Source organism: Devosia limi DSM 17137, assembly GCF_900128975.1.
In the GTDB taxonomy this organism is placed as follows: domain Bacteria; phylum Pseudomonadota; class Alphaproteobacteria; order Rhizobiales; family Devosiaceae; genus Devosia; species Devosia limi.
Map to the genome: position 1 here is coordinate 244,066 of NZ_FQVC01000003.1, position 13,142 is coordinate 257,207.

The window sequence follows — 13,142 nt, forward strand, 5'->3', positions numbered from 1 at the left end:
CGTGCTCAACTTCCGCACGTTTCGCCCTATTGCTGACTCTTACAATCGTCAAATTGCTGCCTATATATCCAAGAACTTGCCCGCTGTGCCGGCTGGACGGCGGGGAATTTTCCGCCCGTGCAATGCGGGGGACCAGAAAGGGGTGCATGCATGGCCCAAACCAATTTGCCTGTTCTTTCCGCTGAAGGCGGACTGAGCCGCTACCTGCAGGAAATCCGCAAGTTCCCGATGCTGGAACCGGATGAAGAATTCATGCTGGCCAAGCGGTACAAGGAGCATGCCGATCCTTCGGCTGCCCAGAAACTCATTACCTCCCATCTGCGGCTGGTCGCCAAGATCGCCATGGGCTATCGCGGCTATGGCTTGCCGATTTCCGAAGTGATTTCGGAAGGCAATGTCGGCCTGATGCATGCCGTCAAGCGCTTCGAGCCCGATAAGGGTTTCCGCCTCGCCACCTATGCGATGTGGTGGATCCGCGCGGCCATTCAGGAATATGTCCTGCGGTCGTGGTCGCTGGTCAAGATCGGCACCACCGCCGCTCAGAAGCGTCTGTTCTTCAACCTGCGCAAGGTGAAGGGCCAGATTGCTGCGCTCGAGGACGGTGCTCTGCATCCCGACCAGATCAAGCAGATCGCCACCACCCTCAAGGTCACCGAGGACGACGTGGTGTCGATGAATGCGCGCCTGTCCGGCGACGCTTCGCTCAACTCGCCGATGCGGGCTGACGAAGGCTCGTCCGAATGGCAGGACTGGCTGGTCGACGATACCCCCAGCCAGGAAACCGTGCTCGGCGAAAGCGAAGAATACCAGCAGCGGATGGGCCTTCTGACCAATGCGATGGATGTGCTCAACGAACGCGAACGCGCCATCTTCCAGGCCCGCCGCCTGCAGGACAATCCGTCCACGCTCGAAGAGCTGGCCCAGCAATACGACGTCAGCCGCGAGCGCATCCGCCAGATCGAAGTCCGTGCCTTCGAAAAGGTCCAGGATGCCGTCAAGGACGCCGCCCGCTCCAGCGCCGGCGTCGACGCCTGATCACAAAAAACGCTGAATGTTTACCGAACAGCCGCCCTCCGGGGCGGCTGTTTTGTTGTGCAGCCACGCGTGCCCTACCACCCACCAGCCGTCATCCCGGCGAAAGCCGGGATCCAGTTTCCTTGCACCACCCAAACTGGACGCGTGTGCGGAAGCATGGTGCCAGTGCACGGACCCACCGGGCAGCCCGGTGACTGGCGGGGACCCTACCGCAGTGCCGCCATCAAATCCCACAGCCGCCCTTTGTCCAGGATCAGCAGCCACGGCACGCCCATCGACGCCGCCGCCGGCACAATCTCGACCCGCCCGCCAATTGCCGCGTTGGACGTTCCCAACATCCCGCCCGGCGCCAGGTGCAGCCCATCGAGCGGATAATCCAGCCCCGTCGACCCGGAAAAATCGATCGGCTCCAGCGGATGCAGCGACACCCGCTCCCCCGCTGCCGCATCGAATGCAAATGCCCCCACCGCCGCAAACGCCACGTCGACCTCGTCGACCAGCAGCAGCCGGCGCGATGGCGCATATTCCAGCACCGCACTCAGCGCCGCCAGCGTGTGGTCGAGCCGCTTGCCGGTCATGCCCAACGCCAGCGTCACCGGCGCGCGGGTCGAATACAGCACCTTCTGGAAGTCTGTCGTGGCCTGCTCGGCAAGATGGACCACCCGCGTCCGGGCCTCCCAGCCGGCACGATCCGCCAGCGAATCCAGATCCCCGATGATCGCCGCCGGCACCAGCCCGGCCGCGCCGATCACGTCGCCACCGCCATCGGCACCCACCAGCGCCACGCCGCGCGCTGCCAACGCCGCCAGCAATTGCGGCTCGACCGCACCGCCCCCGACAATGGCGATTGGCCCCTCAAACACGATGGGCAACCCATCCGCCGCCGTCACGGAAGTCTCTTGCACTGTCACAAAGCTCTCATTAAGTGTTGGTCGTCTCGCTGGGGTGCTCCGGGTTACCGGAGCTGAGAAATTACCCATTGAACCTGAACCAGGTCATGCTGGCGGAGGAAGTTCGAGATGGCAAGTGCGCCCTCGGACCCACTGCCATTGACACACAACCCTTCACTCATGGCCGCACACCAATGAAGGGATGACCCGATGGTCAAACTCACGCATCTGGCGCTTGCGGTCCTTACCGGACTGGTCGCCGCGCCTATCCACGCCGAAGAAGTGCCGATCCTCAAGATCTATACCTATGACGCCTTTGCTGCCGAATGGGGCCCCGCTGGCCAGCTCAAGGCCGGCTTCGAAGCGATCTGCGGCGGCTGTGTCGTCGAATTCATCGCCACCGACAGCTCGATCGGCACCCTGCGCCGCGTCCAGCTCGAAGGCGCCACCACCGAGGCCGACCTGATCGTTGGGCTGGATACCGCCGTCGCCGGCGAAGCCCGCGCCACCGGCCTGTTTGCCGATCATGGCCTCGATCTCACTGGCCTCTCCATGCCCGAGCCCTGGAAAGACCAGCAATTCGTGCCCTTCGATTACGCGCACTTTGCCTTCGTCTATGACACCGACACCACGGCCACGCCGCCAAAGTCGTTCGAGGAGCTGATCGCCCTGCCCGACGATTTCAAGATCGTCATTCAGGACCCGCGCTCGTCCACCCCCGGTCTTGGCCTCGTGCTGTGGATCAAGGCTGCCTATGGCGACCGCGCCCCCGAAATCTGGGCAGGCCTCAAGCCGCATATCCTGACCGTCACCCGTGACTGGTCAGAAAGCTACGCGCTGTTCCTTGATGGCGAGGCCGATATGGCGCTCTCCTACACCACCTCGCCCGCCTACCACATCATCGAAGAAGGCGACGAGACCATCCATGCCGCCCTGTTCGATGAGGGGCATTTCCCCCAGATCGAGGTGGCCGGCATCCTCAAATCCTCGGGCAAGCAGGAGTTGGCGCGCGACTTCCTCGCTTATCTGGCTTCTGTCGATGGCCAGAAGATCATCCCCACCACCAATTGGATGTTCCCGGTGGTCGATCTCGGCGCCGAGCTGAACCCGGCCTTCGGCACCCTGCCGCAGCCAGCCAGGACGTTGACCATCCCCGACGACGAGATCAACGCCAATGCCAAGGCGTGGACCGACGAAATGCTGGCCGCGATCCAGTAGCGCCAATGCACCCCACCCTCCCGATCAGCCCGCATCATTGGGCTCCATCGCCGCCCGCCCCCTTGCGGGGCGGGATTGAGGGTGGGGATCGTCCCTCGCCGCGTCACCGCTGATGACCAGCCTCACCCTGCCGCACCGTCCCGGCCGCATCGCCATTGCCACGGCGCTGGCGCTGGCCATCGCCGCGCTGGTGGCCCTCGTGCTCTGGGCCATCTTCACCACGGCTGCCGGTGAGCCTGCTACCGGCTCACGGGTCGATATCCCCCACCTGCTGCGCATGACCAGCATTCAGGCCGGCCTCACGGTCATCCTGTCTCTGGCCGTCGGCATTGTCCTGGCCTGGGCGCTCAATCGACTGCGCTTTCCCGGCCGCGACCTCGTCGTCGGGCTGTTCGCCTCCGCCATCGTCACTCCCGGCATGGTCGTTGCCTTCGGTCTGCTTTCTATCTGGGGCCGCAATGGCTGGATCAACCAGGCCAGCAATGCGCTGTTCGGCGCCCCGATCGGCAATCCGGCCTTCGGGCTATCGGGCATTCTCCTCGCCCATGTGATTCTCGACGGCGCTTTTGCCGCCTGTATCCTCCTCGCCCGGCTTGACGCCATTCCCGCCAGCCGCCTCAAGATGGGCCAGAGCCTCGGGCTGACCGCCCGCCAGCGCTTCGCCATCATCGATTGGCCCGCCATGCGCGGCACCCTGCCCGGGCTCGGCGCCATCATCTTTCTCCTGGCCTTCACCAGCTTCCCCATCGTGCTGATGCTGGGCGGCGGTCCCGCCAACCAGACGCTTGAAGTCGCCATTTATGCCGCCGTGCAGCAGGATTTCGACCTCCATGGCGCGGTGTTGCTGGCACTGACCCAGATCGGCGTCTGCTCGCTGGTTATCCTCACCGCCTCGGCTCTGGCCCCCGTCCCCACCGGCCTCGGCCCATCAGTGACGCCGACCTGGCGCGATCGGCTTCCGGCCCGGGCGCTGGCCTGGCTCATCCTGATCCTCGCCATGCTCGGCTTTGGCCTGCCGCTGCTGTCGGTACTGGCCGATGCCTTGCGCGGCGGCCTCGGCGCGCTCACCAGCCGCCCGGCCTTCTGGTGGGCCACCGCCACCAGCCTCGTCATCGGCGCCAGCTCGGCGCTGCTCACCCTGATCCTCGCCATGGCTCTGGCACTCGGCCGCGCCGCCACCGGCAATGGTGCCCTCCGCACCGCACTGGGTGTGCCCGCCTATGCCTATCTCGCCGTGCCCGCCGTGGTGCTGTCGCTCGGCTTTTTCCTCCTGGTCCGCAATCTGGGCATCGCTCCCGGCGCCGCCGCGCCCTTCGTGGTTGTCATCGCCAATGCGCTTCTGGCCCTGCCCTTTGCCATGGCGACGCTGGGTCCGCCCCTCGAAGCCATAGTCCACACCCGCGGCAAGCTGATCCGCTCTCTAGGCCTCTCCGGCTGGCGGCAGCTGGCCTGGGTAGAGTATCCGCTGATCAGCCGCGATATCGGCATCACCATTGCTCTGGCCTTCTGTTTTTCACTGGGCGATCTCGGCGTTATCGCCCTGTTCGGCACCCAGGATTTCCAGACCCTGCCGCTGATGATGTACCGTGCGCTCGGCGCCTACCGAAACAATGACGCCGCCGCCATCGCCGCCATCCTGCTGATTGGTACCATCATCGCCTTCGTCGCCCTGCCGCGGCTTTTCGAAAGACCTGCCCATGCTTCGCGCTGAAGATCTATGCTTTGCCTATCCCGGCCAGGCAGAGCCCTATCGCTTCACCTTCGCTGCCCGGCCCGGAGAAATCACCGCCATTTCAGGGGCCAGCGGCTCCGGCAAATCCACCCTGCTCGATCTGCTGGCCGGCTTCCTGTCGCCCCGGTCAGGCAAGCTGACCCTTGACGCTACCGACCTGCTGCCATTGGCACCCGAAGAGCGCCCGATTTCGCTGCTGCTGCAGTCCGAAAGCCTCTTCGAACACCTGAGCGCCGGCCGCAATATCGCCCTTGGCCTGCCCGACAACATGGCGAGACATGACATAGCGGCCAATGTTGCCAACGCCTTGGCCGAAGTCGGGCTGGAAGGCTTTGGCGAACAGCGCGCGGCAACCCTGTCCGGCGGTCAGAAGCAGCGCGTCGCCCTGGCGCGCACGCTGCTCCGCGATCGAGCGGTGCTGCTGCTCGACGAGCCCTTCTCGGCATTGGATGACGATACCCGCCAGCTCATCCGCACCCTCGTACGCACCCTGACCACCCGCCACAACTGGCACACGATTCTCGTCAGCCACCACGCCGACGATATCGACGCCATCGCCCATTGGCGCTACCGCCTCGCCAATTTCCACCTGACCGCCGAATAGCCCAAACAAAAGCCCCCGGATCATCTCCGGGGGCTCTTCAATTCACAGGTCAAGACCCTACTGCCAGACAGCAAACACCTTGTCGAAAAGGGCCTGCGCAGCCTCGTCCTTCTCCAGCGTGATGATGGCATTGCGGCCAGTCCCGTAGATCACCGCCAGATCCATCCACTTGCGGTTTTCCAAGAGGTCGCGATTGGTCTCGGCATCGGTTGGCGAAGCGCTGAGCGCGAACAGGAACGAATTGCCCACCACTCGCGCTGAAGCGCCAACCAGCGGCGTACCCGGCACCAGCTCGGCATCCTTCAGCAACACCCCTGGCAGCGCGGAGATGGTGCCGCCAATGAACGTGTCATTGACGTCGAAGTCGACTTCCATCAGGTGACTGGCCGGCAGGCTCGGATCGGCATTCTTGCGAATGGTCAGATCGACGCCCAGATTGCGCGCCGGAATATTGGCGCGGCCCACCAGGGTCGGCGTGCCCAGTTCATCAACGCCTTCGCTCCATTCGATTGTGCCCGAGAAAGGCACGGCGCCGGTACGGCCATCGGCCGATGCCTCCAGCAGCAGTGACTGGCTGCCCGCCAGAACCGCCGGATCGACACTTGCACTCAGGTCATCTGGCGATACAGCCGCGGTCTGCTCGTCCGGCAGGCGCTCTTCGCCCTTGTTGTCCGGCGTATTGAGGCCCGGCAAGACTGTCTCGGTGCCATTGGGCGCCACGGCAGTCGGGGTCGGCTCCAGCCGGTCATCGATCTCCATACCCTCGAGGGCACTGGTCGGCTCGGTGGTGTTGGCCGTGGCCGCTGTATTGCCCGGCCCGGCATCGGGTGCGGGCGATGGCGGGGTGGGGTCCAGCGTCGGCAGGGCCGAGGGCGCCGCCTCGGGCAGCTGCGCCACAGCAGGGGCAGAGCGGCCGAACATCTGGTCGAGATCGACATAGCCTTCTCGCCAGGCCCAGAAGCCTGCGCCACCCACACCAGCCAGCAACATGACGAAAACGATGAGGAAGATCGTCAGACCGCCGCCATTGCGGGGGGTATCCGGAGCCGCTGAAAAGCTTGGATCGCTGGCGTCTTCCTGATCGAAGAGGTCAGTCGCGGGCTTTGGCGCATTGGCGAACAGCGGCCGATCGACTGGCTTGGGCACATCCGGCAGCGGTTCGCTCGCTTCGCCCCGCGCTTCGCGGTCCAGCGTTTCGATGGCCCGCTCGATGGCGCCTTCAGCTTCCGTCATGTCGGCCTGCACGGCCTCGACTTCAACTTCGCGCACCGCCGACAGCGCCGTTTCAACGGGCTCCGCTGCAATGACCTCAACCGGATCGACGATCTGCTGACGGGCGGCGGCCTGGCCGCCCAGGGATGGTTCGACCCGGGCGCCGCTGCGCATCGGCGCCTCGGAATTGGCGGCCGGAGGAAATGCCTCGCGGCGCGGCTCCAGCACCGGGGCGCGCAGCGGCGTCTCGATGGGGCGGACGTTATTGGCGGGCAGCGGCGAGGTCGGACCGCTCTTGGTGGCTTCGGCCCGCGCCACCACCGATGGCACGACGTGCTCGACCGGCAGCGTTTCGGTCTCGCTATCGTCCAGCGCCGGCTTGATGAGCTCGGCCGAGCCGGTCGCGGCAGCTTCGCTGATGATGTCTTCGATGGTCGAAATCGACGTCTTGGGCGCCGATGCCGGCGGCTCGACAAAAACCGGCGTCACCGGATCGGGCTTGGGGACGACCGGCGCTGCGGGCGGCGCCACCGGCGTTGGGCGCAGGATCAGGCCGGCAGGCTTGGTGTCTATCGGGGGCGGTTCGGGCGCCTGAACAGGCTCTGGCGCGTGGGTCTCTGCCACGATGGGCTGCGGCGGGGCGGTGGCAGGAGCAGGCGGCGGCGGGCGGAACGACAGGCCGCTGTCGCGGCCCAACGAAATCACAGCTTCGCTAGCTTCCTGCTCCACCTGACGGATGCAGTCTTCGAGCTGCAGGCGGTGCTGCGTGATATCGCGCGCTGGCAACGGTGGGGTGATGGCGCGCAATTGCCCGACAAGGGCCGAGCGCGCCTTCTCATAAACCGCGCGTCGCGCGGCTCCGTTGTTTTCCGGCAGCGCCGAGATGGCGCGGCGCAACAGCTCTTTGTAGTCCGCCATTCGCTACTTGGTACTCACAATTGCAGACATCTTGTAACAAAAAAACTCAGTCTTGGAATGGGTCATGGACGAGGATGGTGTCCAGACGTTCCGGGCTCGTCGACAACATGGCGACAGGCGCCCCGATCAGCTCTTCAATATAACGAACATATTTGACGGCCTGCGCCGGTAGTTCAGCCCAGCTGCGCGCACCGGCAGTGGTTTGCGACCATCCTTCAAGTGTCTCATAGATCGGCTTAACGCGGGCTTGTGCCCCCATTGAGGCGGGCAAATAATCAATCCGTGATCCATCGAGTTCATACCCGACGCACACTTTGATCTCCTTGAGTCCGTCAAGTACGTCGAGCTTGGTCAGGGCAATACCCGAAATACCCGAAGTCTTGACCGTCTGGCGTACCAGTACGGCGTCGAACCAGCCGCAGCGGCGCGGCCGGCCGGTATTGACGCCCACTTCGCGACCGACAACCGCCAGGTGCTCGCCGATTTCGTCATCCAGTTCGCAGGGGAACGGGCCTTCACCAACGCGGGTCGTATAGGCCTTGGTAATGCCAAGCACATAGCCGATTGCCGTGGGCCCCAGGCCCGAACCAGCCGCGGCCTGGCCGGCAACGGTGTTGGACGAGGTCACGAACGGATAGGTGCCATGATCATTGTCGAGCAGCGCGCCCTGCGCGCCCTCGAACAGGATGCGCGCGCCGGCGCGACGCTTGTCGTCCAGAACCTGCCAGACGCGATCCATGAACGGCAGGATCTCGGCGGCGACCGAGGTCAATTCGTCGTGAATCGTTTTTGCCTCGATCTCAACCAGGCCCATGCCGCGACGCAGCGCATTGTGGTGGGTCAGCAGGCGTTCGATCTTGGGCATCAGCGTTTCGGGTTCGCTGAGGTCGATCAGACGGATCGCACGACGGCCCACCTTGTCCTCATAGGCTGGCCCGATGCCGCGCTTGGTGGTGCCAATCTTGAGGCCGGTGGTGGAATCTTCGCGGATCGCATCCAGCTCGCGGTGCAGCGACAGGATCAACGGAGCATTGTCGGCAATGCGCAGGATTTCCGGCGTGATCTTGACGCCCTGGGCCCGCAGCTTGGCCATTTCCGCCACGAAGTGATGGGGATCGACCACCACGCCATTGCCGATGACCGACAGCTTGCCCTGCACCAGGCCCGAAGGCAGCAGCGCCAGCTTATAGCTCACACCATCGATAACCAGCGTATGGCCGGCATTGTGACCGCCGTGATAGCGCACCACCACATCGGCACGCTCTGAGAGCCAATCGACAATCTTGCCCTTGCCCTCGTCACCCCACTGCGAGCCGACGACCACCACATTTGCCATTCAAAAATCCCCAAGATAGGCACAACTGGGTGGGCCTGGCGCCTCGCACCATACCCCCCAAACACTTGGACGTCCGTCCCTCCGGCCAACTTTGCTGATTTGTTCGCGGCCGAATAACTGATAAGTCCGTTTGTCCTTACATCACCAGAGCGACGATGACAAAGCCGCCTTCCACCCAAAATCGCGGCATATCCGCCCGGCTGATGGATCAGCCCTACTTGTTGTTGGCTTTGGCGCCTCTATTCTGGGGTGGCAATGTCGTTGCCGCCAAGCTTGTGATCGGCGAACTGGACCCGCTGGTACTGCTGGCGGCCCGCTGCGTCGGGGCGACTTTATTCATCACGCCCTTCGCCTGGCCCTACCTGGCCAAGGACTGGCCAGTGATCCGCCGCACCTGGCCGCTGCTGATGGCCTATGGCCTGGTCGGCTACGCGCTCTACAATGCCCTGCTCTATATCGGCGTGCACTATACCACCGGGGTCAACTCTTCGATCGAGCAGGCCTCGCTGCCCATGCTGATCATGACGGCCAATTTTATTATTTTCCGCATCCGCGCCACGCCGCTGCAAATCGTCGGTGTGTTGGTCGCCCTCTATGGCGTGGTGCTCACCGCCACCCATGGCGATCCAACAACACTGTTCGCGCTTGAGCTCAATATCGGCGACGGCCTCGTGCTGCTCGCCTGCCTCACCTATACCGCCTATACGCTGGCTCTGAAATACCGTCCCAAGATCGAGCTGATGAGCTTCATGGTCGTGGCCTTTTCCGGCGCTGCAATCAGCGCCCTGCTCATGCTGCAGCTGTTCGGCGGCGGCATTGGCCGCATGAGCGCCCTGGCCGATGCCAGCCCGCTCAGTTGGGGCGCCATCGTCTTCGTGATGATCTTCCCGTCGATGTTCAGCCAGTTGTTCTACGCGCGCGGCGTCGAACTGGTTGGCGCCAACCGCGCCGCACCCAGCCACAACCTGATCCCCGTCTATGGCCTGCTTCTGTCCGTTCTCATTCTCAAGGAACGGCTCGAACTCTACCATTATGCGGCCATCGCCATGATCGTCGGCGGGATCTTCCTGGCTGAATGGGCCGCGCGCCGCAAACGGACCAAGGCCTCCAGCCCCGCCCAATAGCCTGGTACGATAACAAAGGGGCGGGATAAATCCCGCCCCTCTCGTCAATTCATACCGATCAGATCAATCGAAATGCAGTGCCTTGGCCTGCTTGACGCCTTCCAGCGCCACGATCTCGCCCAGCTGGGCCTCGGTCAGTGTACCGTCGATGGACACCAGTGCGATGGCGTCCGAACCGACCTCGACACGGCCGAGATTGAAGTTGGCGATATTGATGCCCAGCGTACCCAACAGGGTCCCCAGGCGACCGATATGGCCCGGCTTGTCCTCATTGGTCACATACAGCATGGATGAGGTGAGTTCGGCTTCCATGTTGATGCCCTTCACCTGGATGATGCGCGGCTTGCCATTGGCGAACACCGTACCGGCAATCGCCCGTTCCTGCCGCTCGGTGGTGACCGTGAGCCGGATATAGTTCTCGTAGGCGCCCTGCTGTTCACGCGTGGTGACTTCGACGGTGATGCCGCGATCCTTGGCAATCTGCGGCGCCGAGACCATGTTGACCTCGCCCATCATCGGCTTCAGTACGCCATTGAGCGCCGCGGCCACCATGGGACGGGTATTCATATTGGCGACATCGCCCTCGAACTCGATCTTGATGCCCTTGATCGCCGTTTCGGTCAGCTGACCGGCAAACGATCCCAGCACTTCAGCCAGCTTGATGAACGGCGTCAGGCGCGGCGCTTCTTCGGCCGAGATCGACGGGAAGTTCAGCGCATTGGTGATCTCGCCGGTCATCAGATAGGCCGAAATCTGCTCGGCCACCTGCAGCGCCACATTTTCCTGGGCTTCAGTGGTCGACGCACCCAGATGGGGGGTGCAGATAACGTTGGGCAGCTCGAACAGCGGATTGGCTTCGGCTGGCTCCACCAGGAACACATCGAGCGCGGCCCCGGCCACCTGGCCGGACTTGAGCGCGTCATACAACGCGGCTTCATCGATCAGTCCGCCACGAGCGCAGTTGATAATGCGAACGCCCTTCTTGGTCTTGGCCAGCGTTTCGGCATTGAGGATATTGCGCGTCGCATCGATCAGCGGCGTATGCAGGGTAATGAAATCGGCACGCGCCAGCAGCTCGTCCAGCTCCACCTTTTCCACGCCTATTTCCTGGGCGCGCTCCGGCGTCAGGAACGGATCGAATGCCACCACCTTCATGCGCAGACCGATGGCGCGGTCGGCAACGATCGAGCCGATATTGCCGGCGCCAATCAGGCCCAGCGTCTTGTGGGTGACTTCGACACCCATGAAGCGGTTCTTCTCCCACTTCGAAGCGCGCGTGGAAGCGTCGGCCTCCGGCAATTGGCGAGCCAGGGCGAACATCATGGCGATGGCATGCTCGGCCGTGGTGATGGAATTACCGAAGGGCGTGTTCATCACGATGATGCCCTTCTTCGTCGCAGCCGGAATGTCGACATTGTCGACACCGATGCCAGCGCGGCCAATGACCTTGAGATTGGTCGCGGCAGCGATGATCTTTTCGGTCACCTTGGTGGCGGACCGGATGGCCAGGCCATCATACTGCCCGATCACCTCGAGCAGCTTTTCCTTGTCCTTGCCCAGATCGGGCAGATAATCGACTTCGACGCCATTGTCCTTGAAGATCTGAACGGCGGTTGGGCTGAGCTTGTCGGAAACGAGAACCTTGGGCATCAGAGCCCTCCTTGCAAATTTGAGGTGAAGTCACCCCCTCCGCCTCCCCTTGGGAAGGTATCGCTCCGCGTTCAGGGCATTATCTTGCCATGAACGCGATCAGCACCTCCCCCATGACGGGGGAGGTTGGGAGGGGTGGAGTACTAGGCGGCAGCCGAGAGCAGCGCGGCTTTCTCTTCGGCAAAGGCGTGGTCCAGCCACGGCGTCAGTGCTGCGAGGTTGGCCGCCTCGATGGTCGAACCGGCCCAGATCCGCAGCCCCGATGGCGCGTCCTTATAGGCCCCGATGTCATAGGCGACACCGGCCTTGTCGAGCCGCGCGACGATGGATTTGGCGAAAGCCGCCTGCTTGTCATCATCGAGCGCCGCAATGGCGGGGTCGACGATCGACAGACATACCGAGGTATTGGAACGGAATGCCGCATCCTTGGCCAGGAAGTCGACCCAATCGGTTGCTGCGACCCAGTCGGCCAGCACCTTGAAATTGGCATCGGCCCGCGCCTGCAACGCCTTGAGACCGCCCTGTGCCAGGCCCCATTCCATGGCATCGACAGCATCTTCGATGCACAGCATCGAGGGGGTGTTGATGGTGGCGGCTTCAAACACTTCCTTGAGGATCTTGCCGCCCTTGGTCAGGCGGAAGATCTTGGGCAGTGGGCGATCCGGCTTGTAGCTTTCCAGCCGCTCGACGGCGCGCGGCGACAGGATCAGCACGCCATGCGCGCCTTCCCCGCCCAGCGCCTTCTGCCAGGAGAACGTCACCACATCGAGCTTGGCGAAATCGAGGTTTTGCGCAAACGCTGCCGACGTCGCATCGCAAATGGTCAGCCCCTGACGGTCAGCCGCGATCCAGTCGCCATTCGGCACCCGCACACCCGATGTCGTGCCGTTCCAGGTGAACACCACGTCGCGGTTGAAATCGACCTGGCCGAGATCGGGCAGTTCGCCATAACCGGCCTTGAGCACGCGCACATCATCGAGCTTGAGCTGCTTGGTCACGTCGGTGACCCAGCCCTCGCCAAAGCTCTCCCAGGCGAGCATGTCGACGCCACGGGCGCCCAGCGCCGACCACAGGAACAACTCGACCGCACCGGTATCGGACGCCGGCACGATGCCGATCAGATAGTCGGCGGGAACTTCGAGCAGTTCGCGCGTCAGGTCGATGGCGCGCTGGATGCGGGCCTTGCCCGGCTTGGACCGGTGCGAACGACCGACCAGCGCATTGGCCAGCACATCAACCGTCCAGCCAGGACGTTTGGCGCAGGGACCCGACGAAAAATTTGGATTAGCCGGTTTCACCGCCGGTGCGGTATGGGGCGTATCAGCCATATTCAGCGACCCTCCCAGGTCTATGCGTCTCGCGTTAGGGCGAGATGTCCTGAGGCCGGGAATACGCCTGTCGCCCAGCGCCGTCAATCCATCAT

General features: G+C 63.5%; 10 protein-coding genes and 1 riboswitch. Of the genes, 5 read left to right on the plus strand and 5 right to left on the minus strand.

All coding sequences use genetic code 11. The features are described 5' to 3' along the window. Positions 1 to 150 precede the first annotated feature (150 nt). Positions 151 to 1,035 carry an RNA polymerase sigma factor RpoH gene (gene rpoH, locus BUA69_RS06725; protein WP_046133744.1) on the plus strand — a complete coding sequence of 295 codons (885 nt, stop codon included), beginning with the start codon at positions 151 to 153 and terminating at the stop codon, positions 1,033 to 1,035. A gap of 206 nt (positions 1,036 to 1,241) precedes the next feature. On the opposite strand, the gene BUA69_RS06730 is transcribed toward rpoH, so the two are convergent. Next, a complete protein-coding gene (locus BUA69_RS06730; RefSeq protein ID WP_178371391.1) occupies positions 1,242 to 1,940 on the minus strand; it encodes a thiamine diphosphokinase in 699 nt (232 codons plus the stop codon). A 26-nt stretch (positions 1,941 to 1,966) separates the two neighbouring features. Next, a riboswitch (TPP riboswitch) is annotated at positions 1,967 to 2,064 on the plus strand. Positions 2,065 to 2,135: 71 nt separating this feature from the next. Between BUA69_RS06730 and BUA69_RS06735 the strand changes: the two genes are divergently transcribed. From BUA69_RS06735 to BUA69_RS06745, 3 genes are all read left to right on the plus strand, one after another. Continuing rightward, the gene (locus BUA69_RS06735; protein ID WP_052950354.1) at positions 2,136 to 3,143 is read left to right on the plus strand and encodes a thiamine ABC transporter substrate-binding protein; all 1,008 of its coding nucleotides are present in this window, start codon (positions 2,136 to 2,138) and stop codon (positions 3,141 to 3,143) included. Between the two features lie 112 nt (positions 3,144 to 3,255). After that, entirely contained in the window at positions 3,256 to 4,854 is a 1,599-nt protein-coding gene (locus BUA69_RS06740; protein ID WP_046133742.1) for an ABC transporter permease family protein, read from the plus strand. Beyond that, positions 4,841 to 5,479 (plus strand): ATP-binding cassette domain-containing protein, encoded by a 639-nt coding sequence (locus BUA69_RS06745; RefSeq protein WP_046133741.1) that lies wholly within the window; start codon positions 4,841 to 4,843, stop codon positions 5,477 to 5,479. The genes BUA69_RS06740 and BUA69_RS06745 overlap by 14 nt, the downstream gene beginning before the upstream one ends. A gap of 57 nt (positions 5,480 to 5,536) precedes the next feature. Here the strand turns inward: BUA69_RS06745 and BUA69_RS06750 are convergent, their stop codons facing one another. Both BUA69_RS06750 and BUA69_RS06755 read right to left on the minus strand, forming a co-directional pair. Beyond that, positions 5,537 to 7,609 (minus strand): hypothetical protein, encoded by a 2,073-nt coding sequence (locus tag BUA69_RS06750; RefSeq protein WP_046133740.1) that lies wholly within the window; start codon positions 7,607 to 7,609, stop codon positions 5,537 to 5,539. Between the two features lie 46 nt (positions 7,610 to 7,655). Further along, entirely contained in the window at positions 7,656 to 8,945 is a 1,290-nt protein-coding gene (locus BUA69_RS06755) for an adenylosuccinate synthase (RefSeq protein WP_046133739.1), read from the minus strand. A 155-nt stretch (positions 8,946 to 9,100) separates the two neighbouring features. On the opposite strand from BUA69_RS06755, the gene BUA69_RS06760 reads away from it, so the two are divergent. Continuing rightward, positions 9,101 to 10,069: a DMT family transporter gene (locus tag BUA69_RS06760; protein ID WP_052950353.1), complete on the plus strand. Its 969-nt coding sequence runs from the start codon at positions 9,101 to 9,103 to the stop codon at positions 10,067 to 10,069. A gap of 63 nt (positions 10,070 to 10,132) precedes the next feature. Here the strand turns inward: BUA69_RS06760 and serA are convergent, their stop codons facing one another. Continuing rightward, positions 10,133 to 11,719 (minus strand): phosphoglycerate dehydrogenase, encoded by a 1,587-nt coding sequence (gene serA / locus BUA69_RS06765; protein WP_046133738.1) that lies wholly within the window; start codon positions 11,717 to 11,719, stop codon positions 10,133 to 10,135. Between the two features lie 143 nt (positions 11,720 to 11,862). After that, on the minus strand, positions 11,863 to 13,047 hold the full coding sequence (locus tag BUA69_RS06770; RefSeq protein ID WP_046133737.1) for a phosphoserine transaminase: 1,185 nt from the start codon (positions 13,045 to 13,047) through the stop codon (positions 11,863 to 11,865). Between the last annotated feature and the right edge of the window lie 95 nt (positions 13,048 to 13,142).